Below are 16,149 nucleotides of genomic sequence, written 5' to 3'. Positions count from 1 at the left end.
ATGAAGTCCGGATATGAACATATGGAGAACGTCCGTAACAAAAAAGAAAAAAATAGCTGGATCGCTCCGTATGTGGCACAGTACCGCTGGAGATTCATTGCAGTCATTGCGCTGGGCACATGCGCTGCCTTGTGTGCGGTGCTGTTGCTGTTCACCTCCGGATTTCTGATCTCCAAGTCTGCGCTGCGTCCCGAAAATATTCTGATGGTATATGTCCCCATTGTAGGTGTACGTGCATTTGGAATATTCCGAGCTGTCTTTCGATATATCGAGCGATTGGCAGGACATGATGCCGTACTGCGGGTGTTAGCCGATCAGCGGGTGAAGCTGTATCGCATTCTGGAGCCACAGGCCCTGTTCCTGCGCTCCCGCATGCAGACCGGAGATGTGCTTGGAGCACTGGCCGATGATGTGGAGCGGCTGCAGGATATCTATCTCCGTACCGTTTTTCCCGCCGTTACCGCGCTTGTGATGTACGGTGCGGCTGTGGTCGCCTTCGGCAGTGTTGATCTGGGATTCGCGGTGTGGATGGGCTTGTATATGTTATTTCTCGTTGCCGCGCTACCTGCAATTTCCCTGAAAGTAACGTGGAAATGGCGTGTTCGGCTGAAAAAGGAAAACAGTAGGTTGTACACCCGTCTGACTGACGGGGTGCTTGGACTGGGAGATTGGCTTGCAAGTGGGCGAGCAGCCGAATTTGTTCAGCAGCAGGAAGAGGCGGAGGAACAGGTCAACGCGATTCGTCGCAAGTTGCGGCGTTGGACACGCTGGCGTGATCTGATTGCCCAGTGTGTCATTGGTCTGCTGGTGGTATCGGTTACGTTATGGGCAGGAAACGCCACTTCTGTCGGACAATTACCTGCTGTGATGATTGCTGCTTTTGTGCTGGTTCTATTTCCGCTCACGGAAACGCTCCTGCCAGTAGGGGATGCTGTGGAGCACCTTCCACAGTACCGGGAGTCGCTGGACCGCTTGAAACAGCTGGAAGGGAAAGAGCATCTTCCGGTGCAGAATGGGGCGGATGATGTTGACGGGACGGGCGAATCGATCTCTAGAGTAACAAACGGCAACGGATTGGCTGGACAGCCATCTGAGTCCTTGCCAGCTGCGAATGATATCCCGGACAGACGAATTCGTCTTCGCATTCCGCCCAAATTAAGAGCAGAAATCGAGATTCATCGTGTAAGTTACCGTTATGCAGAGGATGATTCTTACGCTGTACAGGATGTGTCTCTTCATCTGCCACAAGGCAAACGTCTGGCTATCCTTGGACGAAGCGGCGGCGGCAAATCGACATTGTTGAAGCTCATTCAGGGGGCTTTGCTTCCGTCTGCGGGGAAAGTTCTGATCAATAATATGTCTGTGCAGACCTTGGGTGAAAGTGTCACTGATGTCATCGCGGTACTGAACCAGAGTCCGCACCTGTTCGATACCACGGTAGCGAATAATTTGCGGATTGGACGTCCGGATGCAACAGATGAGCAGATTCGTCAGGTGGCTGCGCAAGTAGGTTTATCCGGTCTGATCGAATCCTTGCCGCAGGGATATGATACGCCGATGCTGGAGACGGGCTTGCGTTTCTCCGGCGGGGAAAGGCAACGGATCGCTCTGGCCCGGGTACTGCTTCGGGAGACACCTGTTATTATATTGGATGAACCAACCGTAGGGCTTGATCCGGTGACGGAACGCGAACTGATGCGGACCATCCTGGACAGCTTGCAAGGCAAGACGATGATCTGGGTCACCCATCACCTGATTGGTGCGGAACAGATGGACGAACTTATTTTTATGGAAAATGGTCAGATTGCCATGCAGGGTTCTCACGAACAACTGCTGACCGGGGAAGAGCGATACCGCCGTCTCATCGAACTCGATCGGCCAGGATGGACAGGTCGGCAGCAACAGACACAACCGTTGCCACCCGTAGCTTCGAGATAAGTGGGAGCCTGTTAGCGCCGAACCATATAAGCATAGCAAAGAGACGAGCCAAGAAATCTTGGACTCGTCTCTTTTTACATTTCGATATGACCGCTTTCGGTGCGGATAATTACATTTCCACCAACATTAAAATAATGGAGGACAGACACAGACAAGTGCTGACGAGATAGAGCACAGCAACAACCTGTTTGTGGTTCAATCCTGCACGCAGCAGCCGATAATGGGCTTGACTCGCATCGGCCTGGTAGATCGCTTTACCTTGAATGAAGCGTTTGATAACGACAAAGATGTTATCGAAGATCGGTACACCGAGCGCCAGAATCGGAATGAAAATGGACAACATGGTTGCTTGTTTGAATGCACCATCCAGAGCGATAACCGCCAGAATGAAGCCGAGGAACGTAGCACCTGCATCGCCCATGAACACTTTGGCAGGAGCTTTGTTGTACTTCAGATAACCGATCGTCACACCGACCAGAATAATCGACATGAGTGCGGAATCACTTTGACCTTTGGCAAGGGCCACGATGAACAGGGTAATAGCCGAGATGGCCGATAATCCCCCAGCCAGTCCGTCCATGCCGTCCGAGAAGTTGATGACAGTTGTCACCCCGAAGATCCACAGGATCGTGAGAATGAATTGCAGCCAGATCGGAAGCATGACATATTCCGCGTTGAAGGGATTCACGAATCCGGTGAACGCAATACCTGAAGCAAATACGAGTACTGCCGCAGAGACCTGTACGAGCATCTTGGGCAGGGCAGGAAAATCTTTGCCTTTTGTTTTGTACCAGTCGTCGACGGTACCAATCGTTAGCAGAAGCATACCACCAGCGACCAGGGCCGCCGTTTCCCATGTGATTTCTTTCGTAAGAGCAATGTATGTCAGGAAAAATCCAGTAAATATCGCGTAACTCGCCGTGAGCGGGATAGGTTGCCTGTGCAGCTTACGCTCCACATCTTCCCGGGGCTTGTCCACAAAATCGAGCCGATGAGCCAGTCGACCAAGCGGCGGAATAAGTAGAACCACGACAGCAAAAGACACTATAAAAGCCAGTATGTATACCATAAACTCGCTTGTTTCACTCCCATCTACCAATTTCCCCTTATTATACGAGTTAAACAGGAAATCTGTCGATGTCATTATTGTAACCAGACGCACGCAAAGGTGAGCAGAAATCGGATTCTATTGCTTTTGAGGAAGATAGGAGCCGAAATAATGATATGCGGTTTCTACATGATATCCATCATCGCCTTGCCAAGTTGCTGCAAAGACGAAATCATTGGAGCCTCCCTTGCCTTTTCTCGGTTTATCTCCAGGGATCAGTATACCGGCTGCGGCCCAAATTTCCAGCAGGGCGTCCCGCTCCTGTTTGCTGGAAGGGAAGAGATCTTTCCACTTTTTCTCCAGTGAACGTGCACTGTCCTTGGGATCTTCTGTCTGTGCTGCTTCAAGAAGATTTACAAGGATAGCCTGATCTTCAGGTGCTACTTCATAGTTTGCATCCTTGTCTTGTAGCAGTAATTCCAGATCCATCAGGCAGTAGAGTAACCAACCATGACGTACGCCACCCCATTTGATCCGTTCAAAATTAAGGACGTTCAAGTCTACGTTGGAATATTCCTTGTCTGACTGCAAACGCAGGAAATTGCAATCTCCACAGGCACTGGTATTAGCGTGAAGGGCAGGGCGTTCCGCGTAGGTGTGTAAAGGCATGTTCGATGTTAAAGCCCAGCTGGATAATGCGCTGCGCAGGTAGACTTTTTTGGTGGACAGACTATGTAGAAAGGCCGAAATCACGCGTTCCTTGAAGGAGTCATCCTGATGCATGGCGTACAGACGCTGGACAATCTCATCATGCGTGATCGTGATTGGATCGAACATAACGCCTTGGCTCTTGGCATATTCAAATTCATCTCCAGAGAAGGGAGCAGAAGTTGTTTTCCAGCCGCCGCCTCCCCAGAATGTGCTCAGCAGTATCTTTGCCGCTTTTTTGTCCATATGTTGAGCCTCCTGTATCCGAATTGCGATTATGATCATTGTGATTCTTCTATCTCAGACCTGCTTAATGTGCATATTCCGCGGTTGTATTCAGAATCATCTCGACTAGTCCCGGAAAACGTGTATTTAGTTCTTCCTTTCGTAGGGAATAAAAGTGCTGTTTACCTTCAATGCGCGGCTGGATTACGCCAGCTTCTCTTAAAATTTTAATGTGATGGGACAACGTGGATTTGGAAATATGGTCTACTTCGAAGGCGGAACAGTTTTTCTCGCCAGAGCTGGCCAGACAGTGTGCAATTTTCATGCGGATTGGATCACCCAATGCATTGCAGACCGTGGTCAGCTTGAATTCCGAAGCCATAGGTATCGTTGGAGTTCTCATATCTATGACGTTAGCACATTCGGCTTTCTCTTTCAATGTTTGAAAAATTTCGAACTATAGAAGTTTAACTGTAACTATTACACTTGTTTACTCCGATTGCAGTACCATCTTTCGATCGCTCTTATCCCCAGATTTTCTTTATTCCCTTGGTCTAAGGGCAAAATCCGGTGATAGCGTATGCTTCCGATGTAGCTTTCTTTCAGAAAGCTTTTAAGCGCACGCTTCGCTTCTTCAGATTGGTTCTGCACTCTCCGTGTTAGTGGGAAAGTCGGTCTCAACTTATATATTCCTTGCAGGCAGTATAAGAAGTGTGTTACATTTCTTTTCACTTAGTTCGAAAATATTCGAACTGAAAGATTGGAAATCGGATTTTTTATTCTAGGAGGAATATGAATGAATGCTACAAATACCACTACACTGTTGAACAACTATTTCCGTTTATTTGATGCTTCACGTACAGACGAGCGTGCCATGGAGGATTTGTTATCTCTTTTCACACCGGACGCAGAGATTGTGCTTAACGGCACCAGCCGAACAGGATTCGACGGTTTTATGAAGGCCTTCTACGAGTACAATAAAGACGTAAAACATATGTGGGACGGTTGGGTGCAACAGCCTGATGGCAGCTACCAAACCAATTGGGCGGTATGCGGACAAGCGGCTGACGGAACCGTATATGCCAAGACAGGCATTGATATTGCTCGTGTGAATGATGCGGGGCAGATCGTGTACCTGGAAAATGTACAGGCAGACCAGAATGCGTTCAGCAAGTATAATCAGTAATAGCGGAGTGTAAATAGGTAATAATGCAATGGTTAGGAAACGAAGCTCTACAGTCTTTCAAGCTGTGGGGCTTTTTTTATGGAATATTTAGGTGATTTGGAAGGCGCTGAGGACGAGGGCTTAATCACTCTAGTAGCACAGTTCTACAGGTAAATTGGTAAACAAAAACTGTACATGAAAATCTGTACATGAAAAAGACCCTCCCGCATGTCTTAAACATGGCGGGAGGGTCCTCATAAATGTGCATAAGATGTAGTCGCTAGAGCCGTAGGTTATTCTGAGCCAGAGGCAGCTTAGGAGATGGTAATTCACTGCATGGTGACAATGGTCTGTCAATTCTAACGAACCTGAGACGCGCTATTGGCCGAAAATCGGCATAAGTCAGATTCTAACGAATCGCTGAGACGCTATTTTTCGGTTATTCTCACTTTCAGGCAGTTATCCACCGCTAAAATCGGATATAAGGTGGCTCAGGTTCGTTAAATTTTGAAAACATGCTAAAAGCTTCAAATAAGATGTCTACGATTCGTTAGCCTATTCCATGTTCAACGTTTGACCCTCCAACGTGAACATCCCAAGCATGTAACCCTCTAGCCCCTAAATCTTCAAGCCGCCATCCTCTAGTCATCTTGCACGTCATCCTTACCCTTGCATCGTCTTATTCTGAAAAGCAGCGATATCCGCATACTCCTCTTCGAATTTGCGGGAGATGCGGATGAAGATCGGTAGCAGTTCTCGGTAGACGCGGACACTGTCCGGGTCAGGCTGGTGCCGATGTGTTGATCCGATCATGCCGGAGACGGCACTCAGGGAATCGATGCGGCCAAGGGCGTACAAGCCCAGCACAGCTGCGCCGAGGCAGGAGCTTTCAATACTTTCGGGAATGATGACATCCTGATCGAAAATATCCGCCATCATCTGACGCCACAACTCAGATCGGGCGAAGCCGCCAGTCGCCTGGATTTTTTTCGGACGGCCGATCTTTTCTTCAATCGCCAGCATGACCGTGTACAGGTTGAACAACACACCCTCGAGCGCAGCGCGAATCATATGTTCCTTCTTATGGTGCAGGGTCAGACCGAAGAACGAGCCGCGTGCGTTCGGATTCCAGAGCGGAGCCCGCTCACCCGTCATGTACGGATGGAACAAGAGACCTTCCGAACCCGGAGGTACATTTTCGGCGACACGAGTGAGCACTTCATACGGATCGATGCCAAGTCGCTTCGCCGTTTCCACCTCGGAAGCCGCAAACTCGTCCCGAATCCAGCGGAAAATAACACCGCCGTTATTCACCGGTCCGCCAATGACCCATGCATCCTCCGTGAGCGCATAACAGAAGAAACGACCTTTTGGATCGGTCACTGGTTTGTCCACGACCGTACGAATCGCTCCGCTAGTACCAATGGTTACGGCCACGACGCCTGGGTCAATGGCATTCACGCCCAAGTTGGAGAGCACGCCATCACTGGCTCCGATGACAAACGGTGTGGTGACCGCAATGCCCATCTCCTTGGCGTATTCCGGATGCAGTCCCTGTTTCAGCACATGTGTGGTCGGTACGAGTCGGGATAGATGCTCCGGCGTAATACCCGCCACATGAAGCGCTTCTGCATCCCAGTTGAGTTTCTCCAGATTCATGAGTCCGGTGGCTGAGGCCATCGAGTGGTCGATGACGTATTCAGAGAATAATTTATAGAAGACATATTCTTTCATGGATATGAATTTATGTGTCTGTCTGAACAGTTCCGGTTGATCCCGTGTGAGCCACATGATCTTGGTGAGTGGGGACATCGGATGAATCGGCGTGCCTGTTCTCAGATAGATTTCGTGACCATTCATCTCCGATTTGAGTACTTCAGTCCACTCGGCACTGCGATTATCTGCCCATGTCATGGCCCGCATCAGCGGTTTGCCGTGTTGATCGACTGGCAGGATGCTGTGCATGGCCGAACTGAACGATACAAACAGGATATCCTCAGGCTTCACTCCCGCTTTGGACGTGGCCTGTTTAACGGATTCGATGACTGCTTTGAAAATATCTTCCGCATCCTGCTCCGCAATCGCAGGTGTGGGGGTGTGCAGCGGGTAATCGGCACTGCCTTGAGCTACAATGGTTCCGTTCTGTTCGAACAAGACGGCCTTGGTGGAGGTCGTGCCGATATCTACGCCGATCATATAGGGTGAAGAAGCCATTTTTAGTCATCCCTCTTTCTTGAATATATAAGTGAAATGAATGCTGTTACACGTTAACACTTCGGGTACAGAAAGCCTTCCGATCGCGTAAATGCGAAGCATATGCTTTTGAAGTAGCTTTCCTCTGGAAAGCTTTTAACTTCATTTCTTCAGGCCCTTTCTGTCCCCTCCGCGCACGTGGCGCTGTTCATCCAACTTATATGGCATCTGGTATTTATCTATAGATAAGAATATCAGACTTGAGGGATGGATCAAAATGCCACAATCTTAGTCCTTCACTGCTCCTGCCGCGATATCCGAGATAAACTGGCGACTGATGAACAGGAACATGATGATAAGCGGAATAACGGCGAGCAATGTACCCGCGATAACCATGGCATAGTCTGTATTGTACAGTCCGTTCAATTGAGACAACGCAATCTGCAACGTATACTTGCGTTCATCTGTCAGGACGATCAAAGGCCACAGGTAGTCATTCCATACTCCGATAAAGGTGAACGCACCGAGGAAAGCAAAGGCAGGTCGCAAGATTGGCAGCGCCACGTTCCAATAGAGTCGGAAGAAATTACAACCGTCGATGCGGCCTGCATCCAGCAGATCGTTCGGAATCGACTCCGTGGCATATTGGCGAATCCAGAAGATGCCGAAGGCGTTCACCATGCCCGGAATAATGAGGGCTTTGAAGGAACCGACCCAGCCGAACGTAGCCATGAGTACGAAGGAAGGCACCAGCGACAGCTGTGAAGGTACCATCATGGTCGCGAGCAGCAGGATGAAGAGCCACTTTTTGCCGGGAAATTCAAACTTCGCAAACGCAAATCCCGCCAGTGAGTCAAAAAACAGCACCAGGATCGTTACGAGGCCTGACACAAACAACGTATTTAGAAAAGCTCCCCAGAAATCAATCTGCTGCAATACGCGCGTAATATTATTCCACAGTTCACCCCCGAACCAGAGCTGGGGCGGGAACTTGTAGATATCGGACGTTGTCCGGGTGGACATTACAATCAGCCAATAGAACGGGAACATGGATATGAGCATGCCCCCGATAAGACCGGTATACAACACCAGCGATTTGAGGTGTTTGGTCGCCATGTGCGCTCCCCCTTATCACATCAGGATGATTTGCCTTGAACAAGCTTCCAGTTCACAATCGAGAACAGGGCGATAATGAGGAACATACCCCAGCCAACAGCAGCACCATATCCAAAGTAATTGTTAATGAAGGATTCACGGTAGAGGTACAGTACAATCGTCATACCTGCTGCACCAGCACCACCATCGTTACCTACCAATACTTGCGGCTCGGTGAACAGCTGCATACCGCCAATCGTTGATGTAATGACCGTAAACAGGATCACAGGACGCAGCATCGGAATCGTAATTCGGAAAAAGGACTGTATCGCTGATGCACCATCAATTTTGGCTGCTTCGTATAATGTCTGCGGGATACTCTGTAATCCCGCCAGATAGATGACGGCGTTATATCCGGTCCAGCGCCAGACCACCATGGAGGAGATTGCGACTTTGATGCCCCATGGTGCATTTAGCCACTCCACAACCGGTAGCCCGACCGACTGCAACAGATAATTGAGAAAGCCATAATTGTTGGCAAACAAGGCACCGAAGATGATGGCCACCGCCACGATGGACGTGACGTTCGGCAGGAAATAACCAACCCGAAACAGGGTGCGGAACTTCACAAATGGTGCATGCAGCAGAAAGGCAATAATCAATGCGAAGAAGAGCATCGGAATCGTCGAATAGATCCAGATCATGAACGTATTACCCACGGCTTGCCAGAACTCGGCATCGGTCAGCATGTATTTGAAATTGTTGAACCCGTTGTACGTCATGACACCGATGCCATCCCATTTATGAAAAGCTAGATAGAGTGAGAACCCGATCGGGAACAGGCCAAATACCGCAAACAGAATATAAAACGGCGATATCGCAACATAAAGTGCACGATGCTCCCACATCTTGGACCACAGTGACTTCTGCCGATCCAGATCAGGTCTTGCATTTCCAGGATCGGGAGTAAGACGAGGTTCAGTTACAGCCATATGAATTCCTCCTTTGCGGATAACGAAACCACACGTTCTTCAGGTTAACGCTGTAATTCCCGTTCGACGCGGTGCACCGTATCCGTCCAGACCTGCTGAGGATCGGCATTTTGCTTCGCGACATCATTCAGCCGCCGGGTGATAATGTTGTGTACGGATGGGTATCGTTCGCCAAAGAAAGCATCCGGCACCTCCTGTGCCGATTCGGCAAATACAGGCCCTGTCGCCTGTCCACCGAAGAAAGGTTCTTTTTCTTTCATGGCAGGATCATCAAATACACCTGGTGCAGAAGGGAACAGGTTCAATGTCTGATATTGCTCCAGTTGATTTTCGGGACTTTGCAGCCAGCGAACCAGTTCAAAGGCTTCCTGAGGATGTTCACTCGACTTCAGGATGGACAGGAATGATCCCCCGTTATTGCCATCTCCCCCTGGTGCCCGAGCGACCCGCCACTTTCCGGATGTATCCGGAGCGGCTTCCTGAAGAACTTGTTTCATCCAGACAGCACCTACGAAAGAGGCGATTTCGCCATTATTCATCGCGGCGTTCCAGCCCGGAGTCCAGCCATCTGCATTGGCTAGCAGTCCCTTCTCTTTGAAAGCAACGGCCGTATCCCAGCTCTTGCCCACAATAGGGGAATCCATGCCGATAAAGGACCCGTCCGGCCGGAAATAGCGCTCCGCAGACTGCGATATGACTTGGTTGTAAACGGTTGCAATATTGTCGGTCAGATATACCTTGCCTCCGAATTTCTCCTTGATCTGTTCTCCGGCAGCTGCATATGCATCCCAGCTGTTAATCTGGCGTGTAACGTCCTCGGGATCAGATGGCAATCCGGCTTCCTTGAATAGATCTTCTCGGTAGAAGAGGGCTGTTGGTCCCGTATCCATCGGGAACCCGATCATCTGTCCACTTGGCGTAACGCCTTGCTTCCATTTCCACGGCAGATATTGGTCTTCAATATCTCCTGCGCCGAGATCATACAGATTATAGAAACGATCCTCACTGGGGAATAGCTCCATGATCCAGTCGTTCAATGCCACAATGTCTGGTTCACCTGAGCGTGCAGCGAGTGTTGTTTTGAGCTTTGCTTTGAAATCACCGCCGATTTTCTGAGCTGTCAGTTCAATATTGGGGAACTTTTCCTTAGCCCTGGCAATCAACTTATCATCGATGGAACGGTTCCAGTACCATAATGTAAGCGTTACCTTTTTGTTGTTCGCTGAATCGTCCTGTCCGGGCCAGATGGAGCATCCGCTTATGAGCAGGACGCAGACCATCATTATGGCTGTCCAGCATGTTCTTTTCCGGCGGATCATGTGCATAACCCCCTCATCGTTAAGTTCGAGGCATGAAGTGCTTTGGACTACAACATTAGTGTATGAGCAGTTTATAAACTCATACCCAATATTCCTGAAATGAAACACATATTTGTGTCCGTTGCGTAACATAATTTTAGTAGTTACTTTAAAAATAAAAGTTACTTGACACTTTATAATTTTTATTCTAAACTAACTTACATAAAGTAACTAATGATGATGAGAATAATATAGATACGTACTATATAATATCCAAGTGATCCATTTTCGCTCTGGATGCGAATCAATCAACATACAAGTTGGCCTAAACAGGAGGAACGACAATGATCAATTCACATATTATTCAACTGCTTGCCCCCAAAATTCAGACTTTTCCGAGTGGAAAAGAGTTTATATACCTTGTAGGTCCGATTAAGCTTCCGGTAAACCTCGATGGAGAGACCAAGACATTCCAGTGGTACAGCTGGATGAAGTCAGACAAAGCGATGGAGAGCGGGGAGCTGATTGAATCCCTTGCTGAGGCTGAACTGGCAGAGCGTCAACAATCCAGTGTTCTGGTGTATGGTGACTTTGCCAACGCACAAGAAGCGCTGATTCGGATGCATAGCATCTGTCATACAGGCGACATCTTTGGCAGCAAACGTTGTGATTGCGGCTTCCAATTGGAACAATCCATGAAGATGATTGCCGCTCACGGAGCGGGCGCACTGTTCTACCTTGCCAACCATGAAGGACGTGGCATCGGTCTGTTCAGCAAAGCGATGGCGTACATTTTGCAAGAAGAAGGTCTGGATACGGTGGATGCGAACTTGCAGCTCGGATTCACGGACGATGCCCGCAATTATGACGATGCGATTGCCGTATTGCGTGCGCTTCGCTCTGCACCGGTTACACTGATCACCAACAATCCACGGAAGCTGGCTGCCTTGCAGGAAGCGGGATTGAATGTGGGTGGACGTGTGCCACTATGGGGAGATCGTTCTGCTTTTAACGAGAAGTATCTGCAAACGAAAGTGAATCGTTCCGGTCACTTGGCAGAAAGTGATGGCTGGGCTGGGGCAGAGACGCTGCTTCCGCATGCGCAGGCTTAATCATTATTTATAGACGTATACGAATAGATGATTAGCCGTTGTTGTACTCTCCGTTATGGAGAAGTGCAGTAGCGGCTTTTTGGTATGGATAACAGCATAGCGTTCAGATCTTCCTGATTCACGGAATGGCTTGCCGTTCACACGGCACGGATTATACAATATAGGCATCTGATGAATGCGGGAGGAACCAAGGTGCCATTTGAGGGACAACGGATATTGCCGGCTGCGAAGAGCATGAAGCAGTTTGAGGCGATGATTGAAGGCCCTTATACCTATGGGGTGATGCTGGAAACTCATATTGCACAGCTTCAGAGTGTAATGGACGAGGCGCGGCGGTATGACAAAAAGATACTTTTGCATGCAGATCTGGTACAGGGATTGAAGAACGATGAGTATGCGGCAGAGTATCTGTGTCAGCACATTCGCCCGGCAGGACTGATCTCTACAAGGGCAAGTGTAATTCAAAAGGCGAAGCAGAAGGGAATTACAGCCATACAACGTATTTTTCTGCTGGACACCCATGCACTGGAGAAAAGTTATCTGCTGCTGGCTAAAACCCAACCGGATTATATTGAAGTACTACCTGGCGTCATTCCGCATATTATTGCGGAAGTATCTGTGCGTACAGGTATCCCCATTATTGCGGGGGGACTGATCCGCTCACCGGAAGAGGTTGAACTTGCGCTTGGCGTCGGAGCAACGGCAGTGACCACTTCCAACGCAGAGCTGATCCGACATTTTGAGAAATCGCTTACACCTTAAAAAGAACCCACAACAGGAGGTTGTCTGTATGGAAAAATATATATTGGCTTTGGATCAAGGAACGACTAGCTCCCGGGCCATTTTGTTTAACCACGGCGGAGAGATTGTGCACATTGCTCAGCAGGAATTTCCCCAATATTTCCCCAAGCCGGGCTGGGTAGAGCAGAATGCCAACGAAATATGGAGTTCCATTCTTGCCGTGATGGCTTCATGTCTGGCAGAGAGTGGAATCAAGCCTGTCCAGATTGCCGGGATTGGAATTACGAATCAGCGGGAGACCGTTGTGGTATGGGACAAAGAAACAGGCAGACCCATCTATAATGCAGTGGTATGGCAGTCCAGACAGACCGCAGACATCTGTGAAGATTTGAAGACACAGGGACTCGGGGACCTTTTTCGCCGCAAAACAGGATTATTGATCGATCCCTACTTCTCGGGAACGAAGGTGAAATGGATTCTGGATCATGTCCCTGGTGCCCGGGAGCGGGCAGAGAAGGGTGAACTGTTGTTTGGCACGATTGATAGCTGGCTGATCTGGAAACTAAGCGGGGGCACACACGTCACGGATATATCCAATGCTTCACGTACCTTGATGTATAATATCTATGATCTGCAATGGGATGACGAATTGTTGGGTATTCTCGACATTCCTAAGGTCATGCTGCCAGAGGTGCGAGGTTCATCTGAGGTGTATGCACACACGACAGACTATCATTTCTTCGGTCATCGGATTCCGATTGCGGGGGCAGCAGGAGATCAACAGGCAGCGATGTTTGGTCAGGGCTGTTATACCAAGGGCAGTATGAAAAATACATATGGTACCGGTTGTTTCATGCTCATGAATACAGGAGAGAACCCGGTACAATCGGATCACGGACTGATTACGACCATTGCCTGGGGGATGAATGGCAAGGTTGAGTATGCGCTTGAAGGCAGTATTTTTGTTGCAGGCTCAGCGGTTCAATGGCTGCGTGACGGATTAAGAATGCTTCGCTCTTCAAAAGATAGTGAGGACTACGCCTCACGCGTGCCTTCGACAGATGGCGTTTATATGGTACCTGCATTTGTGGGACTGGGCAGTCCGTATTGGGATAGTGAGGTCAAGGGTGCAGTGTTTGGCCTGACCCGCGGCACGACGAAGGAACACTTTATCCGTGCTACACTGGAAGCATTGGCGTATCAGACCAAAGATGTACTGGAGGCGATGGAATCCGACTCGGGTATTCCCGTGCATGCTCTGCGTGTCGATGGCGGGGCGGCGGCTAATGATTTCCTGATGCAATTCCAGAGTGATATTCTAGGCATTCCTGTCGAACGCCCTACAGTGAACGAAACTACTGCATTGGGTGCGGCTTATCTGGCAGGTCTGGCGGTGGGGTATTGGACGAACGCGGATGAATTGGCCGATCATGAGAATACGGAGCGTGTCTTCCATCCTGTTATGGCTGAGCAACAACGGACAGAACTGTATACAGGCTGGAAGCGTGCAGTGAACGCCGCGATGGCCTTCAAATAAAAGATATGTAGTGAATCTGCAATTCTCTCGATGTGGGTATTTGTACTTTATCACTAAACTTATGTTATAAATGATATTTATTGGTGGAAAATGATGCACAATTTACAGGGTAATTATTCCTGGAGAGGCGAAACCATATGCCCACTTTAAGGAAAAAGTTAAGGTTAGTGGATTCATTTGAAATTCCACCCTTTGGCAGAACAACTTTTTGAAATTTTTTTGAATAATGTGTCATTTCAGGACTTCACGCCGTCAAAAATCTGTGATAGGATAAAGGCACAAGTTAAAAAATGATGTCTGGAGATCGGGAGGGACCACGTGCCGCTCAGCAATTGCTGAGCGAATGACGTGGTCCTTTTTTTGTTTTTTTGCGGATACATAAAGGGAATCAATGGGAGGTTCAAGGATGGCAGAAACGTTCTCGTCAGCACAACGGACCGAATATTTGCAAAGAATGGCGAATGCACATTTTGACGTATTGATTATTGGCGGCGGGATTACAGGCGCAGGGATTACATTGGATGCGGCTTCCCGTGGATTGAAGACAGCGCTTGTAGAAATGCAGGATTTTGCAGCAGGGACGTCCAGTCGTTCGACCAAATTGGTCCATGGCGGTTTGCGTTATTTGAAGCAATATGAAGTGAAGATGGTTGCGGAGGTAGGACGGGAGCGGGCTGTAGTGTACGAGAATGGGCCGCATGTGACAACACCGGAACCGATGTTGCTACCAATCTATACGGCAGGTACGTTCGGCCGCTTCAGCACATCCATTGGTCTGATGGTATATGATCGGCTCGCCGGGGTGAAGCGCAGTGAACGGCGCCAAATGTTGAACGCCGGTGCAGTATCAGATAGTGAACCTTTGCTGCGCAAACAGGGGCTGTTGGGTGGTGGGCTCTATGTGGAGTACCGGACAGATGATGCCAGGCTTACCATTGAAGTCATGAAAGAAGCTGTCAAACGCGGGGCACAGGCAGTGAACTATGTGAAGGCAACAGGTTTTCTGAAGGAGAATGGCAAGATTGCAGGTATTCGAGCTATGGATCAGATCGATGGTCAGACCTATACGCTAAAAGCAAGCAAGGTGATCAACGCTTCTGGTCCCTGGGTGGATGGGCTGCGGGAATTGGATGGTTCACGCCAAGGGAAAACACTACAGATGACCAAAGGTATTCATTTGGTCTTCGATGGTGGACGATTCCCGCTAAGACAGGCGGTCTATTTTGATACACCAGATGGTCGAATGTTGTTTGCTGTCCCTCGTGATGGCAAAACCTATGTGGGGACAACCGACACTGTATATCAGGGCGATCCTGCACATCCACTAATCTCCGACTCGGACCGCGAATATGTGATTGATGCAGTCAATGGCATGTTTCCAGATGTACGGATTGGTATCAAGGATGTGGAGTCCGGATGGGCGGGTGTACGTCCATTAATTCATGAGGAAGGCAAGAATCCTTCCGAAATTTCACGTAAAGACGAAGTCTGGGTATCCGATTCCAATCTGATTACCATTGCCGGAGGCAAATTAACTGGATACCGCAAAATGGCTGAGATGGTCGTTGATCTGGTCGCTCGCCAGATGGAGCAGGAGCACGGACATTCCATAGGCCCTTGCGTAACGAAGAAGATGCCCATATCCGGCGGGGACGTAGGAGGTTCGACTGGATTCGTATCGTATGCAGAGCGCAAGATCAAGGATGGTATTGCTTTGGGGCTTGCTAGACCTGCTGCGGAGCGGCTGGTCCGCACGTATGGTTCCAATGTGGAGGCACTGTATGAGCGAATGCCTGATTCACGCACCAAGGCCGAGCTTCATGGCCTGTCACAGGAGCTACTGCTGATGTTACGTTATGCGATCGAAGAAGAGATGGCGGTAACCCCGTCTGACTTTTTGGTACGAAGAACAGGAGATCTATTTTTCCGTATTGCTGAGGTCCGTCGTTATAAGGCAGCAGTTATCTCCTATATGGCCGGGCGTTTGAACTGGTCTGAAGAGCAAGTGGTTATGCATACACAGGAACTGGATCAGCTGTTGTTGGAAGCATCCGGCAAAATCTGAGGCAGGATTTCGCTACTGAAAGTCGAATGGAA

General features: G+C 49.1%; 14 protein-coding genes. 6 read left to right on the top strand and 8 right to left on the bottom strand.

Features of this window, described 5'->3' with window-relative positions; all coding sequences use genetic code 11:
- Nucleotides 1–1,938, top strand: coding sequence for a thiol reductant ABC exporter subunit CydC (gene cydC / locus FS628_RS19635; RefSeq protein WP_145324737.1), 1,938 nt, complete (start codon nt 1–3; stop codon nt 1,936–1,938).
- 109 nt (nt 1,939–2,047) lie between these two features.
- Here the strand turns inward: cydC and FS628_RS19630 are convergent, their stop codons facing one another.
- From FS628_RS19630 to FS628_RS19620, 3 genes are all read right to left on the bottom strand, one after another.
- A complete protein-coding gene (locus tag FS628_RS19630; protein WP_145325010.1) occupies nt 2,048–3,007 on the bottom strand; it encodes an MraY family glycosyltransferase in 960 nt (319 codons plus the stop codon).
- A gap of 117 nt (nt 3,008–3,124) precedes the next feature.
- Nucleotides 3,125–3,940 carry a hypothetical protein gene (locus tag FS628_RS19625; RefSeq protein ID WP_145324736.1) on the bottom strand — a complete coding sequence of 272 codons (816 nt, stop codon included), beginning with the start codon at nt 3,938–3,940 and terminating at the stop codon, nt 3,125–3,127.
- 64 nt (nt 3,941–4,004) lie between these two features.
- Nucleotides 4,005–4,322, bottom strand: a complete 318-nt coding sequence (locus FS628_RS19620; protein WP_260871118.1) for an ArsR/SmtB family transcription factor — start codon at nt 4,320–4,322, stop codon at nt 4,005–4,007.
- A 393-nt stretch (nt 4,323–4,715) separates the two neighbouring features.
- On the opposite strand from FS628_RS19620, the gene FS628_RS19615 reads away from it, so the two are divergent.
- Nucleotides 4,716–5,105: a nuclear transport factor 2 family protein gene (locus tag FS628_RS19615; RefSeq protein WP_145324735.1), complete on the top strand. Its 390-nt coding sequence runs from the start codon at nt 4,716–4,718 to the stop codon at nt 5,103–5,105.
- A gap of 642 nt (nt 5,106–5,747) precedes the next feature.
- On the opposite strand, the gene gntK is transcribed toward FS628_RS19615, so the two are convergent.
- The 4 genes from gntK to FS628_RS19595 form a co-directional block, all read right to left on the bottom strand.
- A complete protein-coding gene (gene gntK / locus FS628_RS19610) occupies nt 5,748–7,298 on the bottom strand; it encodes a gluconokinase (protein WP_145324734.1) in 1,551 nt (516 codons plus the stop codon).
- A gap of 267 nt (nt 7,299–7,565) precedes the next feature.
- The gene (locus FS628_RS19605) at nt 7,566–8,393 is read right to left on the bottom strand and encodes a carbohydrate ABC transporter permease (RefSeq protein ID WP_145324733.1); all 828 of its coding nucleotides are present in this window, start codon (nt 8,391–8,393) and stop codon (nt 7,566–7,568) included.
- A 20-nt stretch (nt 8,394–8,413) separates the two neighbouring features.
- Nucleotides 8,414–9,280 (bottom strand): carbohydrate ABC transporter permease, encoded by an 867-nt coding sequence (locus FS628_RS19600; RefSeq protein WP_091013252.1) that lies wholly within the window; start codon nt 9,278–9,280, stop codon nt 8,414–8,416.
- Between the two features lie 128 nt (nt 9,281–9,408).
- Entirely contained in the window at nt 9,409–10,683 is a 1,275-nt protein-coding gene (locus FS628_RS19595) for an ABC transporter substrate-binding protein (RefSeq protein ID WP_145324732.1), read from the bottom strand.
- Between the two features lie 323 nt (nt 10,684–11,006).
- Here FS628_RS19595 and FS628_RS19590 point away from each other — a divergent pair, with 323 nt between their 5' ends.
- Nucleotides 11,007–11,774, top strand: a complete 768-nt coding sequence (locus FS628_RS19590; RefSeq protein ID WP_145324731.1) for a GTP cyclohydrolase II — start codon at nt 11,007–11,009, stop codon at nt 11,772–11,774.
- 3 nt (nt 11,775–11,777) lie between these two features.
- Here FS628_RS19590 and FS628_RS32035 read toward each other — a convergent pair whose 3' ends face one another.
- On the bottom strand, nt 11,778–11,942 hold the full coding sequence (locus FS628_RS32035) for a hypothetical protein (protein WP_222125264.1): 165 nt from the start codon (nt 11,940–11,942) through the stop codon (nt 11,778–11,780).
- A 24-nt stretch (nt 11,943–11,966) separates the two neighbouring features.
- Here FS628_RS32035 and FS628_RS19585 point away from each other — a divergent pair, with 24 nt between their 5' ends.
- From FS628_RS19585 to FS628_RS19575, 3 genes are all read left to right on the top strand, one after another.
- The gene (locus FS628_RS19585) at nt 11,967–12,536 is read left to right on the top strand and encodes a glycerol-3-phosphate responsive antiterminator (RefSeq protein ID WP_145324730.1); all 570 of its coding nucleotides are present in this window, start codon (nt 11,967–11,969) and stop codon (nt 12,534–12,536) included.
- A 28-nt stretch (nt 12,537–12,564) separates the two neighbouring features.
- Nucleotides 12,565–14,052 (top strand): glycerol kinase GlpK, encoded by a 1,488-nt coding sequence (gene glpK / locus FS628_RS19580; RefSeq protein ID WP_145324729.1) that lies wholly within the window; start codon nt 12,565–12,567, stop codon nt 14,050–14,052.
- Nucleotides 14,053–14,458: 406 nt separating this feature from the next.
- On the top strand, nt 14,459–16,117 hold the full coding sequence (locus FS628_RS19575) for a glycerol-3-phosphate dehydrogenase/oxidase (protein ID WP_313958620.1): 1,659 nt from the start codon (nt 14,459–14,461) through the stop codon (nt 16,115–16,117).
- The last annotated feature ends 32 nt before the right edge of the window (nt 16,118–16,149 follow it).

Origin of the sequence: Paenibacillus xylanexedens, assembly GCF_007676705.1 — a bacterium.
GTDB classification, from domain to species: Bacteria; Bacillota; Bacilli; order Paenibacillales; family Paenibacillaceae; genus Paenibacillus; species Paenibacillus xylanexedens_C.
Note: the sequence above shows the minus strand (reverse complement) of the source record. Positions and strands in the feature narration are given on the sequence as shown.

Coding starts and splice junctions, on each gene's coding strand:
- FS628_RS19625 (WP_145324736.1), bottom strand. CDS start 3,940: ATGGACAAAAAAGCGGCAAAGATACTGCTGAGCACATTCTGGGGAGGC.
- FS628_RS32035 (WP_222125264.1), bottom strand. CDS start 11,942: ATGCCTATATTGTATAATCCGTGCCGTGTGAACGGCAAGCCATTCCGT.
- FS628_RS19630 (WP_145325010.1), bottom strand. CDS start 3,007: ATGGTATACATACTGGCTTTTATAGTGTCTTTTGCTGTCGTGGTTCTA.
- FS628_RS19590 (WP_145324731.1), top strand. CDS start 11,007: ATGATCAATTCACATATTATTCAACTGCTTGCCCCCAAAATTCAGACT.
- FS628_RS19595 (WP_145324732.1), bottom strand. CDS start 10,683: ATGATCCGCCGGAAAAGAACATGCTGGACAGCCATAATGATGGTCTGC.
- cydC (WP_145324737.1), top strand. CDS start 1: ATGAAGTCCGGATATGAACATATGGAGAACGTCCGTAACAAAAAAGAA.
- FS628_RS19620 (WP_260871118.1), bottom strand. CDS start 4,322: ATGAGAACTCCAACGATACCTATGGCTTCGGAATTCAAGCTGACCACG.
- FS628_RS19605 (WP_145324733.1), bottom strand. CDS start 8,393: ATGGCGACCAAACACCTCAAATCGCTGGTGTTGTATACCGGTCTTATC.
- FS628_RS19600 (WP_091013252.1), bottom strand. CDS start 9,280: ATGTGGGAGCATCGTGCACTTTATGTTGCGATATCGCCGTTTTATATT.
- gntK (WP_145324734.1), bottom strand. CDS start 7,298: ATGGCTTCTTCACCCTATATGATCGGCGTAGATATCGGCACGACCTCC.
- glpK (WP_145324729.1), top strand. CDS start 12,565: ATGGAAAAATATATATTGGCTTTGGATCAAGGAACGACTAGCTCCCGG.
- FS628_RS19615 (WP_145324735.1), top strand. CDS start 4,716: ATGAATGCTACAAATACCACTACACTGTTGAACAACTATTTCCGTTTA.
- FS628_RS19575 (WP_313958620.1), top strand. CDS start 14,459: ATGGCAGAAACGTTCTCGTCAGCACAACGGACCGAATATTTGCAAAGA.